This is a genomic window from Microbacterium sp. MEJ108Y (assembly GCF_000834175.1).
Classification (GTDB): domain Bacteria; phylum Actinomycetota; class Actinomycetes; order Actinomycetales; family Microbacteriaceae; genus Microbacterium; species Microbacterium forte.
In genome coordinates this window covers 12,763-30,751 of the sequence record NZ_JXQX01000027.1, presented here as the reverse complement: position 1 = coordinate 30,751, position 17,989 = coordinate 12,763, and the positions used below count along the sequence as shown (strand labels likewise).

At 68.4% G+C, this 17,989-nt stretch carries 17 protein-coding genes; 8 read left to right on the top strand and 9 right to left on the bottom strand.

What is annotated here, in order from left to right; translation table 11 throughout:
- Positions 1-15: 15 nt before the first annotated feature.
- From RU09_RS12350 to RU09_RS12340, 3 genes are all read right to left on the bottom strand, one after another.
- Positions 16-975: a glycoside hydrolase family 43 protein gene (locus tag RU09_RS12350; protein WP_231567562.1), complete on the bottom strand. Its 960-nt coding sequence runs from the start codon at positions 973-975 to the stop codon at positions 16-18.
- Positions 966-2,804, bottom strand: a complete 1,839-nt coding sequence (locus RU09_RS12345) for a glycoside hydrolase family 2 protein (RefSeq protein WP_042541060.1) — start codon at positions 2,802-2,804, stop codon at positions 966-968. Before RU09_RS12345 ends, RU09_RS12350 begins: the two co-directional genes overlap by 10 nt.
- Before the next feature lie 75 nt (positions 2,805-2,879).
- On the bottom strand, positions 2,880-3,890 hold the full coding sequence (locus RU09_RS12340; protein WP_042540961.1) for a LacI family DNA-binding transcriptional regulator: 1,011 nt from the start codon (positions 3,888-3,890) through the stop codon (positions 2,880-2,882).
- A gap of 141 nt (positions 3,891-4,031) precedes the next feature.
- On the opposite strand from RU09_RS12340, the gene RU09_RS12335 reads away from it, so the two are divergent.
- From RU09_RS12335 to RU09_RS12320, 4 genes are read left to right on the top strand one after another with little or no spacing between them, the layout of a single operon-like run.
- Positions 4,032-5,342, top strand: coding sequence for an ABC transporter substrate-binding protein (locus tag RU09_RS12335; RefSeq protein ID WP_042540959.1), 1,311 nt, complete (start codon positions 4,032-4,034; stop codon positions 5,340-5,342).
- On the top strand, positions 5,335-6,309 hold the full coding sequence (locus RU09_RS12330; protein ID WP_042540957.1) for a carbohydrate ABC transporter permease: 975 nt from the start codon (positions 5,335-5,337) through the stop codon (positions 6,307-6,309). Before RU09_RS12335 ends, RU09_RS12330 begins: the two co-directional genes overlap by 8 nt.
- Positions 6,306-7,160, top strand: coding sequence for a carbohydrate ABC transporter permease (locus RU09_RS12325; RefSeq protein ID WP_042540955.1), 855 nt, complete (start codon positions 6,306-6,308; stop codon positions 7,158-7,160). Before RU09_RS12330 ends, RU09_RS12325 begins: the two co-directional genes overlap by 4 nt.
- Complete coding sequence (locus RU09_RS12320) at positions 7,157-8,149, top strand: glycoside hydrolase family 43 protein (protein ID WP_042540953.1); 993 nt, start codon at positions 7,157-7,159, stop codon at positions 8,147-8,149. Before RU09_RS12325 ends, RU09_RS12320 begins: the two co-directional genes overlap by 4 nt.
- A 17-nt stretch (positions 8,150-8,166) precedes the next feature.
- Here the strand turns inward: RU09_RS12320 and RU09_RS12315 are convergent, their stop codons facing one another.
- Complete coding sequence (locus tag RU09_RS12315; RefSeq protein ID WP_042540951.1) at positions 8,167-8,616, bottom strand: MarR family winged helix-turn-helix transcriptional regulator; 450 nt, start codon at positions 8,614-8,616, stop codon at positions 8,167-8,169.
- A gap of 113 nt (positions 8,617-8,729) precedes the next feature.
- On the opposite strand from RU09_RS12315, the gene RU09_RS12310 reads away from it, so the two are divergent.
- Both RU09_RS12310 and RU09_RS12305 read left to right on the top strand, forming a co-directional pair.
- Complete coding sequence (locus RU09_RS12310; protein WP_042540949.1) at positions 8,730-9,917, top strand: MFS transporter; 1,188 nt, start codon at positions 8,730-8,732, stop codon at positions 9,915-9,917.
- Between the two features lie 44 nt (positions 9,918-9,961).
- Positions 9,962-10,789, top strand: a complete 828-nt coding sequence (locus RU09_RS12305) for an aldo/keto reductase (protein WP_269430338.1) — start codon at positions 9,962-9,964, stop codon at positions 10,787-10,789.
- 30 nt (positions 10,790-10,819) lie between these two features.
- Here the strand turns inward: RU09_RS12305 and RU09_RS12300 are convergent, their stop codons facing one another.
- Complete coding sequence (locus RU09_RS12300; protein ID WP_197066051.1) at positions 10,820-11,638, bottom strand: shikimate 5-dehydrogenase; 819 nt, start codon at positions 11,636-11,638, stop codon at positions 10,820-10,822.
- Between the two features lie 543 nt (positions 11,639-12,181).
- On the opposite strand from RU09_RS12300, the gene RU09_RS12295 reads away from it, so the two are divergent.
- The gene (locus RU09_RS12295) at positions 12,182-12,388 is read left to right on the top strand and encodes a cold-shock protein (protein ID WP_042540947.1); all 207 of its coding nucleotides are present in this window, start codon (positions 12,182-12,184) and stop codon (positions 12,386-12,388) included.
- A 218-nt stretch (positions 12,389-12,606) separates the two neighbouring features.
- On the opposite strand, the gene RU09_RS12290 is transcribed toward RU09_RS12295, so the two are convergent.
- The 3 genes from RU09_RS12290 to RU09_RS12280 form a co-directional block, all read right to left on the bottom strand.
- On the bottom strand, positions 12,607-13,272 hold the full coding sequence (locus tag RU09_RS12290) for an HAD hydrolase-like protein (RefSeq protein WP_042540945.1): 666 nt from the start codon (positions 13,270-13,272) through the stop codon (positions 12,607-12,609).
- A 63-nt stretch (positions 13,273-13,335) separates the two neighbouring features.
- Complete coding sequence (gene nucS, locus RU09_RS12285) at positions 13,336-14,031, bottom strand: endonuclease NucS (protein ID WP_042540943.1); 696 nt, start codon at positions 14,029-14,031, stop codon at positions 13,336-13,338.
- A 9-nt stretch (positions 14,032-14,040) separates the two neighbouring features.
- Entirely contained in the window at positions 14,041-15,300 is a 1,260-nt protein-coding gene (locus tag RU09_RS12280) for an MFS transporter (RefSeq protein ID WP_082041123.1), read from the bottom strand.
- Positions 15,301-15,359: 59 nt separating this feature from the next.
- Between RU09_RS12280 and RU09_RS12275 the strand changes: the two genes are divergently transcribed.
- A complete protein-coding gene (locus RU09_RS12275) occupies positions 15,360-16,421 on the top strand; it encodes a LacI family DNA-binding transcriptional regulator (RefSeq protein WP_042540939.1) in 1,062 nt (353 codons plus the stop codon).
- Positions 16,422-16,489: 68 nt separating this feature from the next.
- Here RU09_RS12275 and RU09_RS12270 read toward each other — a convergent pair whose 3' ends face one another.
- A complete protein-coding gene (locus tag RU09_RS12270; RefSeq protein WP_042540937.1) occupies positions 16,490-17,989 on the bottom strand; it encodes a hypothetical protein in 1,500 nt (499 codons plus the stop codon).

Genomic DNA, 17,989 nt, shown 5'->3' with positions numbered 1-17,989 from the left:
GAATCCCGCCGTGGGTCAGCCGCCGCTGTCGGGGGTGGTCGCGAGCAGCGCCGGCTCCTCGGACCTGAAGTCGATCGACGCGACGTGCATCTGTCGCTCGGAGTGATCCGCATTCCATGCGTGGAACGCGATGCGGTCGCCCCCGTCGGGCCCGACGACGAGCGAGTTGTGGCCGGGGCCGATCAGCGAGGCGCCCGACGAGAGAAGGGGAGGCGCCGTCGGCGGTGCGGCGACCCACGGGCCGAGCGGACTCGCTGACGACGCCCAGGACACCGCGTAGCCGGGGCCCGTCCATGCGCCGCCGGAGAACGTCATCCAGTACCTGCCCTGCCTGCGCACCACCGCGGGTCCTTCGAGCGTGTGCCAGTCGAAGGTCCCGCCGTACATCGGGCGTTCTCTTTCGTAGATCTGCCAATCGGCGTAGGGCTCGAGCACGGCCTGCGTGTCGGCGAGCTGCGCCGGCCCGGGCAGGCGGGCGACAGCGAGATGCGTGCCGGGTCGCTCCGCATCGAGGACGTCACGCGCGAAGTACAGGTACCACTCCCCGTCCGCGTCTTGGAACGGGTGCGGATCGATCGCGAAGGTCTCGTGAGGGGTGAGATCGACACCCAGATCGTGGAATGGACCCGTCGGCTCGGCCGCGCGGGCGACGCGCAGGTGATGACCGCTGATGCCGTGCCCGACGGAGTAGTACATCCACCACGAGCCGTCGCGGAAGCAGACCTCCGGCGCCCAGTACTCGTCTCCCATCTCGGAGTCGAGCCGCATCAGTGCCAGACCGGCACTGCGCCACGTCTCGAGATCGTCCGAGAGCAGGACCTCGAAGACCCCCTCGGTCGACGTCGCCGTCGGGTTGGTTCCATACGCCGCGTAGGTGTCGTCGGGCAGACGCAGCACGAAGGGGTCGGCGAAGTAGCCGGGATGCACGGGGCGATGCCCGGCACCGCCGGCCCGCTCCGGGACGCTCACTCCCACGGCTGGGATCCTCTCGGACCGACCATGATCGCGCGCAGCTCGTCCACGGGGAGCTTGGGGACCCGGTCGGCGCCGACGAGGCCGTTGGTCTCCTGCAGGGTGTCGGTGAGCTGCGTGTAGCAGTACCCGGCGAGGGCGGTGCTGTCGTGGATGCCGGCCATCAGCGAGCTCAGTCGTTCCCGGAAGTCGCTGTCGGAGCTGGCGCTCGTGTAGCCCCAGGCATGGTCGGTGCGGTGCACGTCGAACGAGATGCCGCCGAACTCCGTGAGCATCACCGGCGCGTCGTCGACGTCGCCAGTGAGCACGAGGCGTCTGCCCGCGGGCCCGACACCGGTGATCATCTCATCGACGGCGGCGCGGTCCTTGTATCGGGCACCCATCACCTCGCCGTCGCCCTCGTAGTCGTGGATGGCCACGATGTCGGTGTCGGCCTGCTCCCACCCGTCGTTCGACACGACAGGGCGAGTCGGGTCGAGGGCTTTCGTCAGGTGCACGAGCGCCAGAGCGTGGTGCAGCATGCGGCTGTCGTGCGCGATGTGCTGCACGCCCCAGCTCTCGTTCAGCGGCACCCAGGTGACGATGGAGGGATGCGAGACGTCGCGGTGGACGACTTCCAGCCACTCGCGCACCGTGCGCTCGACGGCCGTCGGTGTGAAGGAGAAGACGGCGGGCGCCTCTGCCCAGATCATGAGCCCGAGCCGGTCGGCCCAGAAGAGGAAACGCGGATCCTCGAACTTCTGGTGCACCCGGGCGGCGTTGAACCCGAGTTCCTTGATGAGCTCGACCTCTTGGCGCAGGGCGTGCGCCGACGGGGCGGCGAGATGGGTGTCCGGCCAATATCCCTGGCTGAGGACGGAACGGACGAACCGCGGCTTGTCGTTGAGCAGGAAGCAGCGCCGATCGACGCTCGTCGCACGAAGCCCGAGGTACGACGACACGGTGTCCAGGGGTGCCCCGTCATCCGATGTCCGGATGACGGCGTCGATGAGCCGCGGGTTCTCCGGCGACCACACCAGCTCTTCGTACGCTTGTCCGTTCGCCTGGCTCGGAATCGGGATGTCGATCTCGATCTCGGATTCGCGAGCGAGAGTCGAGGCGCGTGCCAGCAGGGTGTCACCATGACGCAGTTCGACGTCGACCACGCACTCGGATGCCGGCGTGGTGGTCAGACCGATGCGCGCGTGCACGCGTCCTGACGGCAGATCCGCGCGCCAATGGATCCACTCGATCGCCGGGCCGGCGGGTACGGATTCGAGCCAGACGGGCTGCCAGATTCCGCTCGTCCGGTGGTACCAGATCGCATGGGGCTCGTCACGCCAGTCCTGCTTGCCACGGGGCTGGGCGACATCCGTCGCCCGGTCCTCGACCCGCACCACGACATGGCCCCCGCCGTCTCGCTCGAGAGCGTCGGTGATGTCGACCGCGAACGGCGTGTGCCCGCCCTCGTGTGAGCCGACTCGCTGCCCGTCGACCCAGACGACGGCGCGGTAGTCGACTGCCCCGAAGCGGAGGATCAGTCGGCGCCCGTCACGATGGCCGGCGGCCAGCACCTCGTCGTGCGTGAGGGCGCGGTGGTACCACAGCGCCGTGTGCGGACGGGGGTCGCCGATTCCCGACGCCGACGACTCGGGCGGGAAGGGCACCACGATCGACGCGTCGAAGGAGGGATTGGCGAACCACTTCTCGCGGATGCCGCGGTCGTCGTCGTCGACGGCGAAGCCCCAGCGGCCGGTCAGGTCGCTCCACTCGCTCCGGACCAGCTGAGGGCGCGGGTAGGTTCCGTCCCCCTGGCTCGCGATGGGCGGGAGTGGCGGATCGATTCTCAGCATGCAGTCCAGCATGCATGATTTATGCAGCGCTGTAAACCACGCGGAATCCGAGTCCGCGTGCGACACGCATCCCGATCACCGAGGGGACGGCGCGCTCTCGCGGACGGCCAGCCGGTAGCCGACCAGCTCGTGGCGTCCGGCCTCGGAGAACCCGGAGATCCGCTCGATGAGCATCTCGACGGCGCGGCGGGCGAGCTCGTGCAGATCGGGAGCGATGGTGGTGAGGCTCGGGAAGGTCACCCGGCTCAGCTCGATGTCGTCCCAGCCGGTGACGGCGACGTCGTCGGGAATGCGGCGGCCGCGCTCGTGCAGCGCGCGCAGGGCGCCGATCGCGGCGAGGTCGTCGCGGCAGACGAGCCCGTCGAAGTCGGCTCCGGCGTCGAGCGCGCCGCCGACGCCCTCGACCGCTCCGGACGGCGAGATCTCTCGGCTGGGGAAGAGGAGGAGGGGGTCGGGCCGAAGGCCCGCATCCTCCAGGGCCTGCTGATAGCCAGCGATGCGCTGCAGGGAGGTCGACGACATCTCCTGCGTCTCGTGGCCGGCGAAGCCGATCCGCCGTCTCCCCAGCGTCACCAGGTGCGCCGTGGCGGTGCGAGCGGCTTCGAAGTTGTCGATCATGACGCGATCCACGGGGAGGGGTGCTGCCCCTTCTCCGAGGATCACCATCGGCAGGTCGCTGCGGTGGCGCGAGATCTCGGCCGACGACATCGCGGACGGCTGGAACAGGATGCCGTCGACCATCCCGGACTCGGAGCTGGTGAGCACGGCGCGCTCGCCCTCCAACGTTCCGTCGGTCTCCTCGAGCAGCACCCGATAGCCCGCCTCGCCGGCCGCCGCCGAGACGGCGCGGGAGAGCTCGGCGAAGTACGGAAGGGCGACGTTCGCGAAGGCGAGGGCGAGAAGACCCGTCCGGCCGGTCGCGAGGCGTCTGCCCATGAGGTTGGGCCGGTAGTCCAGCTCGTCGATCGCGCGCTGCACGCGTTCGCGCGTCGATGCGCTCACGTGCTCGTATCCGCGCACCACATTCGACACGGTCTTCATCGAGACGCCGGCGAGCTCCGCGACATCCTGCAAGCGCACACCCATGCGGTCTCCAATTGGTCGCTACGTCGTCACCCGCGATACTACCTTGACAACAAAATTCCAGCGCTGTAAATTGCGAACACGGCTGGGGTATCCGGTCATCCCGCTCCGGTGCGCCGGAGTCACTCAAAGGAGAGCAATCACATGAACAGTCCATGGGCTCGCCGAGCGATAGGTGCAGGCATCGCACTCGCCATCGGCATCACGGCATCAGGGTGCGCGGCGTCGGCCGGCACCGGTGGGGGCGGCGTCTCCGGCGACGGGGAGTACACCGGCCCCGATGTCGAGATCACCTTCTGGCACGGCTGGACGGGTGGAGCAGCCCCCAAGATCGTCCCCGAGCTCATCAAGGAGTTCAACGCGGAGCACGACAACATCACGGTGAAGGCCGTCCCGCAGGAGTGGGCGGACATCACGGCGAAGATGCCGCTCGCCATCAAGGCGGGCAAGGGGCCGGACGTCGCCGTGCTGCACGGAGACGACCTGGCCACGTATGCGGCGCAGAACCTGCTGCTCGACTCCGGCGAGATCATCGACGGGCTCGGATATGCGGCGGAGGACTTCCCGCCCACCGTCTTCGACAAGGGCAACTACCAGGACACCCAGTACGCGGTGCCGTGGAGCGTGACGCCGCTGGGCCTGTTCACCAACAAGTCGGTGCTCGCGAAGGCCGGCATCAGCGAGATCCCCACCGACGAGGCGTCGTATCTGGCCGCACTCGACGCGCTGAAGGGTGCGGGAGTCCAGGGCGAGTGGGTCGACGGCTACGTCTTCACCGGCACGTTCGAGTTCCAGAGCCTGATCTGGCAGTTCGGTGGAGACCTCTACAACGACGACGTCACCGAGGCCACGTTCAATTCAGAGGCGGGCGTGAAGGCCCTCACCTGGATGACCGACATGGTCGACAAGGGGTACAGCCCCGCGAACGTCGCACAGGACGGCAACATCAAGGCGCTCATCGCCGGCGACACCGCATTCAACTGGAACGGCGTCTGGCAGACGACGAACACCGCCTTCGACGATCTCGACTGGGCACCGGCACCCGTGCCGCAGATCGGCGACGAGAAGGCCGTCTGGTCGAGCTCGACCCACTGGGTCTTCCCCGCCAACAAGGGCCAGGACGCGAACGAGACTGCCGCCGCATCGGTCTTCGTGAAGTGGATGAACGACAACTCCCTCGGATGGGCCGAGACCGGCGAGCTGCCTGCCGCGAACTCGGTGCGCGAAGACCCGGAGCTGCTGTCGACCTACCCCAACCTCGCCCCCTTCATGGAGCAGCTGGAGTACGCCCACTACGAGACGGTCTCGCCGGGGATCTCCGAGGTCAACGCGCAGATCACCCTCGCGCTGAACGAGGCACTCACCGGCAAGAAGGATCCGAAGACCGCGCTCGACGACGCTGCGGCCAAGGCCGATCAGATCCTCGAGCAGAACCGGGCCAAGTACGGTGACTGAGACAGCCACCCTCGTCGCCCCCCAGCGCAGCAGCGCTGGGGGGCGACACCCGCGCAGACCTGCGGGCTCCGCATCCTCCCGGCGCAAGACGCTCACCGCGTATCTGTTCCTCGCTCCGTTCCTCGTGCTCTTCCTGACTTTCGTCGCCGGCCCGGGGATCTTCGGCATCTGGATGAGCCTCACCAACTGGAGCCCGTTCCGGGACGTGCAGGAGTTCGTCGGCTTCCAGAACTACATCGATCTGTTCACGCCGGGCAACGTGCTCTCCAGCGACTTCTGGAAGTCGATGAGCGTCACCGGGATCTTCATCGTGATCAGCGTGCCGTTCCTCGTCGTCATCCCGCTTCTCGTGGCGATCCTGCTGAACCAGCGCATCCGCGCGGCCACGACGTTCCGCACGATCTTCTTCGCGCCGTATGTGCTCGGCGTCGCGGTCATCGGCGTGATCTGGGGCTACATCTTCGACACGCAGTCCGGCATCCTCAACCACCTGCTCGGCGTGATCGGGCTCCCCTCGGACGTCCCGTGGACGGTCGACGTCCCCTGGGTCTGGGTCTCCATCGTCGGCGTCACCGTCTGGTGGACCATGGGTCTCAACACGATCATCTTCCTGGCCGGCCTCAAGGGCATCAACGGCGACCTCTATGAAGCGGCCGCGCTCGACGGCGCCGGAGCGATGCGGAAGTTCTCGAGCGTCACCCTTCCAGGACTCCGCCCGGTGATGACCTTCATCACCACGACCACGATCCTCGCGTCGGCGAACATGTTCGGCCAGTCCTACCTCCTCACGAAGGGCGGCCCGGGCACCGAGACGCGGACGGTGATCATGTACATCGCCGACCAGGGTCTCTCGCAGAACAACATGGCGCCGGCTGCCGCCATGAGCTACATCCTGTTCCTCGCGCTCGCGATCGTCAGCGTGATCAATTTCCGGCTGCAGCGCGAACGAGTCGAGAAGGCATCATGACCACAGCACTGACCCGTCGCCCGTCCGCTCGCCGCACGTGGGGGCGCGTCGCCCTCTATGCCGCGCTCGTCGCACTGGCTCTCGTGATCGTCCTCCCGCTTCTGTGGATGCTGATCACGTCGTTCAAGACCGATGCCGATGCGATCAGATCGCCGTTCTCGCTGCCGGACCCGTTCTCGATCGAGGCCTACCAGAGCCTGCTCGGCTCGGGAGAGCAGCCGATCTTCCTCTGGCTCTGGAACAGCTTCGCCGCCGCGACCCTGCAGACCGTCCTGATCCTCGTGACGGCGTCGATGGGGGCGTATGCACTGGCTCGGCTCGAGTTCGCAGGCAAGAGGATCATCTTCGGCGTCATCATCGCGACGCTTCTCGTTCCTCCGGTGGTCTTCCTCATCCCGAACTACCTGATCGTGCAGAACCTCGGCTGGCTCGACACGATCTGGGCCATCACGGTGCCCGGCGCCGCCGGTGCCTTCGGCATCTTCTTCCTGCGACAGTTCTTCGTCGGGCTGCCGCCCGAGATCGAGGAGGCCGCCCGCATCGACGGTGCCGGCGACATCCGGATCTTCGTGCAGGTGGTGCTTCCGCTCGCTCGACCCGCGCTGGCGACTCTGGCGGTGCTGTCGTTCCTCGGCAACTGGAACGACTTCCTCTGGCCGGTGTACGTGCTGCTGAGCCCCGAGAACCTCACGTTGCAGCCGGGACTCAGCCAGTTGCAGGGCGCCTACTCGACGCACTTCGCGATCGTCATGGCAGGAGCGGTGATCGCATCCGTCCCCGTTCTGATCCTCTTCGCGATCGCGCAGCGGCAGATCGTCGAATCCGTCGCCGGATCGGCGGTCAAGGGGTGACCCAGGTCGCGAAGAAGCTCGCGTCCACGGTCGCCGCGAGCATCATCCTCGCCCTGGGCGTCGGTGTCGTGGGATGCTCCGGCGAGGCCGAACCCGAGGCGACCGTGGAGCGGGCGCCGTTCCTCATCGATCAGGACTTCGCCGATCCCGACGTCGTCCACGGCGACGACGGGTACGTCGCCTTCGCCACCGAGAATCAGGGCGCGAACGTGCAGTTCGCCACCTCGACCGACCTGGTCACATGGGACGTCTCGACCGATGACGCGCTGCCGGTCCTTCCGGCATGGGCCAGCGCGGGGCGGACCTGGGCGCCGGACGTCTCGGAGCGAGCCGACGGGAGCTTCGTGATGTACTTCTCGGCCGAGCACGCCGACTCCGGGAGGCAGTGCATCGGATCCGCCACCTCCGACTCGCTCACGGGTCCCTATGTCGCTGTCGGCGCGGAGCCGATGATCTGCCCGCTCGAAGAGGGCGGCGCGATCGACCCCGCCGCCTTCGTCGACGACGACGGGTCGCGGTTCCTCCTGTGGAAGAACGACGGCAACTGCTGCGAGCTCGACACGTGGATCCAGATCGCGCCCGTCTCCGCCGACGGCACCCAGCTGGCGGGACCGGCGACCCCATTGGTCATGCAGACCGAGGCCTGGGAAGGGCATCTGGTGGAGGCGCCGGTGCTGGTCGAGCGCGACGGCACCTACGTCCTGCTCTACTCGGCGAACGACTACGGCTCCGAGGACTACGCGATCGGCGCGGCGACGTCCCCGTCGCTGCTCGGACCCTACGAGAAGCTGCCGGACCCCGTCCTCTCCACCTCGTCCGCCGACGACCTCTACATCGGCCCGGGGGGTCAGGACGTCGTCTCCACACCCGACGGCGATGTGCTCGTCTTCCACGGGTGGGACGACCTCTTCATCTACCGGGGTATCGCCGCCCTGCCTCTCGACTGGGAGGGTGCCATGCCCTCCGTTCGACTCTCGACCACCGACTGACGACGGCGAGCGGGCGCTCAGGCGTCGACGGTCACTGCCTGCAGAGCATGCACGACGGGCGCGAGCTCCGGCTGCGCGACCGCGTCTCCGAGAGCGCGTTCGAGCGTCTCGTCGTGGATCGGATGCGCCTGTTCGTAGAGCGCCTGGCCGGCGGCGGTGAGCTCGGTGTAGATGCCGCGGCGGTCATCGGCGCAGAGGATGCGGGTGAGCAGCCCGCGGTCTTCGAGGCGGGTCACGAGTCTGGTCGTCGCGCTCGGGCTCAGCGCCGTCGCGCGGGCGAGCTGCTGCATCCGCATGTGCCAGCCGTCCTGCCTGCTGAGGGCGTCGAGCACCGTGTACTCGACGACCGAGAGGCCGACCGAGGCGCCGAGCGCCTTCTCGAGATCGGCCTCGATGATGCCGTGCAGTGCGGCGAGCGTGCGCCAGCCGCGCGCGCGGATCTCGACAGCGTCGTCTGAGATGCCCACAGTGACCTCCGAAGTAGTTGCTTGCGCTGAATAGTTGCGTGTGCAATGATTATCCGTCGGACGCAATATCCCGCGTCTGCAACTACTTTAGCAGAGGACCACGGAGCGCACCCATGCCACTCGGACTCATCGCACTCGCCATCGGCGCCTTCGGGATCGGACTCACGGAGTTCGTGATCATGGGCCTGCTCCCCGAGGTCGCGACCGACTTCGGCGTCACCGAGGCCACGGCCGGCTGGCTGATCTCGGGTTACGCGCTGAGCGTCGTCGTCGGCGCCCTCGGCCTCACCGCAGCCACCACGCGCCTGCCGCGCAAACCCGTGCTGCTCGGCCTCGTCGTGCTGTTCATCGTGGGCAATGCGATCACGGCCCTCGCCCCTGACTACTCGGTGGCCATGATCGGCCGCATCATCGCCGCCCTGTGCCACGGCGCGTTCTTCGGCATCGGATCGGTCGTCGCGGCCGAGCTCGTCGCTCCCGAGAAGAAGGCCAGGGCGATCGCGATCATGTTCACCGGCCTCACGGCGGCCAACGTGTTCGGCGTTCCCTTCGGCACGTTCCTCGGACAGCAGTTCGGCTGGCGCTCGACGTTCTGGGTGATCTCGGTCATCGGTGTCGTCGCCTTCGCCGGCATCGCGCTGCTCGTCGCCGCCCCGAGGTCGGCCGGTGCGCAGGTGAGTCTGCGCAGCGAACTCCGTGCCTTCCGATCGGGTCAGGTGTGGCTCTCGCTCATCGTCACAGCCCTCGCGTTCGGCGGGATGTTCGGCGCCTTCACGTACATCGCCTACACGCTCACCGACGTCACCGGATTCGCCGACACCGCCGTGCCGTGGCTGCTCGTGCTGTTCGGCGTCGGGCTCGTGGCGGGCAATGGGATCGGCGGACGCCTGGCCGACCGCTCGATCGACCGCACCCTCCTCATCTTCATCTCGGCCCTGGTGGTCGTGCTCGTGCTGTTCGGGTTCTTCGCCTGGTCGCAGCCCGTGACGACGGCGATCCTCGTGCTGATGGGCGCGTTCGGATTCGGCACGGTGCCCGCGTTGCAGAGCCGCATCATGCACTACGCCGGCGGAGCACCGACTCTCGCCTCCGGCGCCAACATCGGCGCGTTCAACGTCGGCAACGCCCTCGGCGCCTGGGCGGGGGGCCTCGGCATCTCGGCGGGGCTCGGCTACACCTCGCCCATCTGGATCGGCGCCGCGATCACGGCATCCGCTCTGGTCGTCATGGTGATCGCCGTCGTCGCGGCCCGGCGGCCCTCGCGCGCAGCGACCGGCGCCCTCCAGACCGTCGCCGCATGACCGCACACACCCGCAGACAGAACGAGAAGGAATCAGCAGTGAACATCCCCGCAATCCCCTCAGTCACCCTGAACAACGGGATCGAGATGCCTCAGCTCGGCTACGGCGTCTTCCAGGTGCCGGATGCCGAGACGACGGATGCCGTGGCCGCGGCCCTCGACGCCGGATACCGCAGCATCGACACCGCAGCGGTCTACGGCAATGAGGCGGGCGTCGGGCGCGCGATCGCCGACTCGGGCATCGCGCGCGACGAGCTGTTCATCACGTCGAAGGTGTGGATCTCCGATCACGGATTCGATGCCACGCTGCGCGCCTACGACGCATCGCTCGAGCGACTGGGGCTCGAAAGCCTCGACCTGTATCTGATCCATTGGCCGACGCCGGCTCTGGCGACGTATCCCGAGACCTGGCGCGCGCTCGAGCGTCTCTACGCTGACGGACGGGTGCGGGCGATCGGGGTCTCGAACTTCGAGCCGGAGCACCTCGAACGGCTCGCTTCCGAGGGCGGCGTCGTGCCCGCGGTCAACCAGGTCGAGCTGCACCCGGCGCTGCAGAACCGTGCGGTTGCGGCGGCGAATGCTCAGCGGGGGATCATCACCGAGGCGTGGAGCCCGCTCGCACAGGGCGCCGTTCTCGGCGACGGCTCGGTCATCGAGATCGCCGACCGCCACGGCAAGACCCCTGCGCAGATCGTGCTGCGGTGGCATCTGCAGCAGGGGCGAGTCGTGATCCCCAAGTCGGTGACCCCCGCCCGCATCGCGGAGAACCTCGACGTGTTCGGTTTCGAGCTCAGCGCCGACGAGCTCGCGGCCGTCGATCTCCTCGAGCGCGACGGACGCACCGGCCCGCACCCCGCCGAGTTCAACGGCTGACGCCACCGCCGGGTCATGCGGGCGCGGTGGTCACTGCGCCCGCATGAACTCCTCGGCCGCCGCGACCTGCTCGGCGGTCGGGCGGATGCCCGTGTAGAGCACGAACTGCTCGAGCGCCTGCAGCGTCGCCACCTCGGCGCCGGTGATGACGGTCTTCCCGGCCTCGCGCCCCGCCGCGATCAACGGCGTCTCGGCAGGCAGGGCGACGACGTCGAACACGACGGATGCCGCAGCGATCTGCCCCTCGGTGAACGACAGCGCATGCTCGTCCGCCCCACCCGCCATGCCGATCGGCGTGATGTTCACGATGATGTCGGCGGTCGCGGCATCCGCATCGGCCGTCCAGGCGAACCCGTAGAGGTCGGCGAGCCCCCGACCGCGCGCTTCGTTGCGGGCGGCGATCGTCACACGAGCGAAGCCTGCGTCACGGAAGGCGGCGGCCGTGGCCTTCGCCATTCCGCCCGAGCCGCGCAGCAGCACGGATGCCGCGGAGTCGAGCGAGTTGCGCTCGATCAGCTGCGCGATCGCGCTGTAGTCGGTGTTGTAGGCCGTGAGCACCCCGTCGTCGTTCACGATCGTGTTCACCGAGTCGATGGCGGTCGCAGAGGGATCCATACGGTCGACGAGTGCGATGACGTCCTCTTTGTAGGGCATCGAGATCGCGCAGCCGCGGATGCCGAGACCCCGTACGCCGGCGATCGCCTGGCCGAGGTCGGTCGGCGCGAACGCTTTGTAGATCCAGTTGAGGCCGAGCTCTTCGTAGAGGAAGTTGTGGAATCGCGTGCCGTTGTTGCTCGGGCGTGCAGACAGCGAGATGCACAGGGTCATGTCCTTGTTCAGCATGGTCACCGCACCAGGCTACTCGGGGACTCTGCTGCATCCGACCCACTGATGACCGCGATCGTCAACCCCCCTTGGCGGGATCCGATCGCCTCCCCTAGGGTGAAGCTGCATGCACAGGGGATTGATCGTCTTCGTCTTCCCCAGGGACGAGCTGCCTTCCCCAGAGGCAAAGGCGATTCGTGCATGCGATTGGGCCCTCTCGAGTAGTTCTGTCCCCAACGGATTGCTCGAGAGGGCCGCTATCGTTTGTCTTCTTCTCACAAGTTTTCGGATTTGTCCCCCAAATGGGGGACAAACGCGTGCCGGAGGGGTTAGGCTGGAATCTGACGCACCCTCCGGTCGTCTTCGGCCCTCATCGCTCCCCCCGCGGTGAGGGCCACACCATTTTCTGGGCGCGTTCGTGTGCCCCCTCGTGTGACCGCGGATGACCGCTCATGCAACATTTGGGTTACGGGCTGACCTCGGGACTTCCGCTCAGCGCGTGCTCCACTAGCGTGGAGCACGTCGGGGCATCCTGCGTCGGCTTCTTTCCAGCAGAACAGGCAGTACATGAGCACCCAGGGCACGGTTAAGTGGTTCAACTCGGAGAAGGGCTTCGGCTTCATCTCCCCCGACGACGGCGGCGCTGACGTTTTCGCGCACTACTCCGCCATCGAGTCATCCGGCTACCGCTCTCTTGAAGAGAACCAGCGAGTCGAGTTCGACGTGGCGCAGGGCCCCAAGGGCCTGCAGGCTGAGAACATCCGTCCGCTCTGAGAGCGGACGTCATAGAACTCCCCGACCGGAGGCCCGCACCCGTTGCGACCCTCCGGCGGGGAGTTCTGTGCTTTGTGAGCTGATCTCGCGGGCTGACGCTCGCTCGACGGACGTGCCCGGACACCCTCCCGGGAGGAGATCTGCCTCTCAGGAGGAGATCTGCGGGCTGAGGCTCCTCCCCAGGGAGAGTTCTCCTCCGGAGGCGGCGGGCCCGCCGGTCAGTTCAGCAGAAGCGCGCGCAGCTCGTCGGGCGATGCGGCGCGGAAGGCCGCCTCGTCGCCTTCATGCGTGTCGCTGAAGCCCCACTCGACGAAGATCACCGGGACGCCGTTCGCGTTGCCGCCCTCGACATCGTGGTGACGGTCGCCGATCAGCACCGGGCGCGAGACGTCGGCGCCTCGGTCGGCCAGTCGGCGCAGCGCCTCGGCGACGATGTCGGTCTTCGACGCGAGGGTCGATTCGTCGGGTGTCGCGCCGACTGTCGTGAGGAAGTACGGGCGGAGTTCGAAGAAGTCGATGATCGCGTCGACCTGGATCTCGGGCTTCGAGCTCGCGGTCGCCTGCGGGATGCCGGCGTCGTGCAGGTCGCGGATGATCTCGGGCACGCCGGGGTACGTTCTGACATCGGTCGTGTAGCCGTCGGCCTTGCCGAGCGTGCGGTAGAAGCTCACGGCCTCGGCCGACTGCTCGGGGGTCATGCCCACCTGCGCCTGGAACGACTGGAACATCGGCGGCCCGATCCAGTGCACCAGCTGCTCGCGCGTGGGAGCAGGGTGACCGAAGTGCGTGAGGGCGACGTTCAGGCGGCGGAGGATGCCGACCGACGCGTCGGCGATGGTGCCGTCGACGTCCCAGAGCACGCACGAGTAAGGGGAAGAAGCCATGCCTTCCAGCCTATGGGCAGTGCGCGAAGCGACCGAACGCCGTGAACATCTGTGCAGCTCGCCTCAGAAGAGGCGGGGGATGCCGGACTCGATGCCCTTCATGTCGTCGTAGTCGAGCACGAGGCAGCGGATGCCGCGATCCTCGGCCAGCACACGCGCCTGCGGCTTGATCTCCTGCGCGGCGAAGACGCCCTGCACGGGGGCGAGGTGCGGATCGCGGCCCAGCAGCTCGAGGTAGCGGGTGAGCTGCTCGACGCCGTCGATGTCGCCGCGGCGTTTGATCTCGACGGCGATGGCCGCGCCGTCGGCATCCCGCACGAGGAGATCGACGGGGCCGATGGCCGTCGGGTATTCGCGGCGCACCAGCGTCGCACCGTCCGAGATGCGGTCGACCTGCTCGGCCAGGAGGCGCTGCAGGTCGGCTTCGACGCCGTCCTTCTGCAGCCCGGGGTCGACGCCCAGGTCGTGGTTCGTGTCGTGCAGGATCTCGTAGATCTGCACGCGAAGCGCGTCGCCGGTCTTCTTGTGAGTGACACGCCAGACCTCGGTGACGCCGGCGATCGACTCCTCCTCGCCCGGCTCCTCGGAGGCGAGCGAGCAGGGCGGGCTCATCCAGTTCAGCGGCTTGTAGCTGCCGCCGTCGGAGTGCACGAGCAGACTCCCGTCTCCCTTGTGCACGAGCAGACGCGTGGCAAGCGGAAGGTGGGCATTGAGCCGGCCCGTGTAATCCACGGAGCAGCGGGCGATGACGAGACGCACCCGTCGAGCCTACTTCGTCGGGCGCACTCCTTCTGCGGCGGCGGGCTGACTCGACATCTCGTCTGTGCGCAGGGGACGGGCGGCACCCGAGAAGAGGCCGGACAGCACGACCAGTCCGACCAGGATGTAGAGCGTGTTGAGCAGGCCGATGTGCTCGCTGATGAAGCCGAGCACCGGAGGGCCGCCGAGGAAGGAGATGTAGCCGATCGTCGCCGCGGCGCTCACGCGCGCGGCGGCCTTGGCCGGGTCGTCTGCTGCGGCTGACATTCCGAGCGGGAAGCCGAGCGATGCGCCGACGCCCCACAGGGCCGCACCCACGAAGACCAGCGGGAGGCTGGGCGCCAGGATGAACAGCAGGATGCCGGATGCCGCGGCGACCGAGAGGATGCGCAGCACCGCGACGCGTCCGAACCGGTCGACCAGCGGGCCGCCGAACACGCGGACGACGGTCATCGCGACCGAGAACGTCGCGAGGGCCGCGGCGCCCAGCGCTGTTCCGCCGCCGTGGTCCTCCGCGACACCGAGAGCCAGCCAGTCGTTGGCGCCGCCCTCGGCGAACGACATGCCGAGCATCACCACGCCGATCGCGTAGGTACGCGGCTCGCGCCAGGCCGACAGGGCGACGTGCATGCGCTCGCGCCAGTGCACCTTCTCGCCGTCTTCCGTCGTCGGGTCGAGCGCTTCGGCGCGGCGTGGGACGCTGGCGATGCTGATGACGCCGATGGTGGCGATCGCCACCGCGACGACGAGCGTGTGCGTGAAGACGTTGATCTGCAGCTGGGCGGCCAGGGCGCCGAGGCCGGCGCCGATCACGGTGCCGAAGCTGAAGAAGGCGTGGAAGAGCGGAAGGATCGTCTTGCCCGAGTGCTGTTCGATCGCGGTGGCCTCGACGTTCATCATGACGTCGACGCAGCCGTTGCCCAGGCCGAACAGCACGAGACCGATCAGCACCACCGGGTACGAGCCCAGCACGTTGGCACCGATGCCGATCAGGGCGACGCCGGAGGCGAACGTGAAGATCGACACCATCATGCCCAGGCGTGCGCCGGTGCGCGCCATGATCGCGGGGCTGGTCGAGATTCCGATGATCGACGCGATTCCCGCGCCGAGCAGCAGCATGCCGACCTGCGCCTTGTCGACCTCGAGCGCGAGCTTGATGTCGGGGACACGCGATGCCCAGGTGGCGATGGACAGACCGCTGGCGAGGAAGATCGCGAAGATCGCCGTGCGCCAGCGCACGTACTGCGATCGAGAGAGAGCCGTGTCCATGGTGCACAGCATATCGAATCGATTCGATGGACGGGAACCGGGGGAGCTATCCTCGGAGTATGACGAGTCACGAGACCCCGCGCCGAGCGACGATCGCCGATGTCGCCCGCGCGGCGGGAGTCGCGACGTCGACCGCCTCCGTCGTCTTCAGCGGCAAGACCAACGTCGCACCGGCGACGCGCGAGCGGGTGCTCGCCGCCGCGGCCGAACTCGGCTACGCCGGACCCGATCCGCGCGCAGCCTCGCTGCGCCGGGGACGCAGCGGCATCGTGGCCGTGGTGCTCGAGGGGCATCTGCGCGCCGCCTTCCTCGACCCGGTGACGACCGCCATGATGGACGGCCTCACCGACGGGATGGCCGACCTGAGCGCCGGCATCCTGCTGATGCGCGACGAGCCGGGCGATGACGGATCATCGCTCTCGAGCGCGCCGGTCGACGCGGTCGTGCTCATCGGATGCTCGGGGCGCGCCAAGGCATCGCTCGACATCGTCCGCAGCCGTGGACTTCCCGTGGTCGTGATCGAGGGCGACGCCGGAGAGGGCATCCCGAGGATCACCCTCGACAACGCCGCCGCTGCCGCGGACGTCGCCCGGCACCTGCGCGATCTCGGCCACCGCGACGTGGCGCTCGTCACACTGCCGCTCGACACGGGCCGCGAGCGGGGCCCCGTCACTCAGGAGCGCATCGAGGCGGCGACGGTGGATGTGACGATCGACCGCCTCGCCGGCATGCGCGAGATCTTCCCGGATGCACCGGCGATCTCGGCGGGAGGCAGCTTCATCGACGAGGGCCTCCTAGCGGGGCGGACGCTGCTGGCGGATGCCGAGACCAGGCCGACGGCGATCCTCGCCCAGAGCGATCTCATCGCGGTGGGCGTCATCCGTGCGGCGGAGGAGCTGGGGCTGCGGGTGCCCGAAGACCTGTCGGTCGCCGGCTTCGACGGCATCGCCGCCGACGGGCTCGGCGACCTCGTGCTCACGACCAGCGTGCAGCCGGCGGTCGAGAAGGGGCGTGCCGCGGGTGAGCAGGTCGCGCGGATGCTGCAGGGTGAGCCGGGCCTCACCCTGCACCTCACCTGCCGGTTCCGCGAAGGCACCACTACGGCGGCGCCCGCCCGCTGAGCAGGCGGCGGACGTGTGGGTGGGGCGAGACGGGTTCGCGCCACTCCACGAGCGAGGGACCTCGGGGGTCAGGAGCGCTGCGGACCCAGCGGCAGCGTCTCGGTGCCCAGATCGAGGATCGAGTACCGACCGCAGTCGACGACGCTCTCGGGGAGAACCGCTTGCGGCGGGTCCCACGGCACCGTCTGCGAATCCTCGACGAGGAACGACACCTCGCCGACTGCGAAGTCCGTGCGGTCGACCAGCCAGGCATACGCGTCGAGCTGATGATCGACCTGCACGAGCTGTGAGGGATCGGCCAGGTGCAGCTTGGGCAGGCGCACTGTCCAGAACTGCCCGGCACCGGTGCGACCGGAGGCGTCGACCCAGTCGGTGACGCAGGTGAGATCGGCATCGGGCCGGGTTGCGGCATCCGCGAGTCGAGGGATGCTGAGCCCTCCGGCGACGAGCAGCAGGACACCGACCATCACCGCCGCGGGTCGCCGCGCACGGTCGCCGACCTTCAGGGCGTGCGGAGCGGCGACGAGTGCGAGCACCGGTGCGAAGGCGAACGGCTGCAGATAGCGTGCCGCGTGGGTTCCCAGCATGACGGCACCGACCACGACCATGACCGGCGCGACCCACGCCATCGCCGCGACCAGCCGTGAGCCGGGGTCGCCCGCCCGCACGGTGCGCACGGCGGCTGCGACGATGAGTGCGGCAGCGATCAGCAGCCCGATCACGCCGAGGGGGCTCTGCATCCGTTCGCCGACGAGCCGGCCGTAGTAGTCGATCGATTCGTGCCACTGCCCGGGCTGTATGTAATCGACGCCGGTCTTCGTGATCCATGCCGCGAGCGGAATACGTGACAGGAATCCGAGCGTGGTGCCGGCGAGCAGCACCGCGATGATGACCGGCGCACGCGAGCGCAGCCCTGGGGAGACCGACGCGATCGCCAGCAACATCACGAGCGGAATCGTCGCCCACGCCGCGTAGAGCGGGTTCGAGAGGGTCGACACGAAGGCGACGACGCCGAGTCCGATCGACGGCCACGCCATGAGCGCGCGGATGTCGATCATGCGCCGCACGATGCCGATCGTCAGGACGGCGGCGACGACGGTCGCGGAGTAATAGGTGGTCGTCAGCTGCAGCGACGCGAGGTCGAGCGCCTCGCGCGACGCCGAGACGTCGGTCATCGCGAGCACCCCGAACACCGAGAGTGCGAGCACGGACCAGGCAACGGGGGCCATGCCGGCACGGGCGCGGCCGGCTGTCAGACGGATGGCGCCGTAGAGGGCGAGCAGGTTGACGACCGCGCTGATCGCGAAGAGACCGCTCGCATCGACGGGCACCGCTGCGTCGAGGGCGGTGAACGCTGCGGACTCGGGCAGGAACAGCACGCTCGACATCGCCCAGTCGAGCGGTTCGCCGGAGAGCAGCGAGCGGGCGAGCATCGCGACGACCATCGAGTCGCCGTCGCGGAAGAGCAGATCTGCTCGGGCCGACGACGCGACCTCACCGGCGGTGACGAGCGACACAGCGGCAGCGCCCAGCCAACCAGCCAGCTCCCGCACCCACGCCCGCGTCAC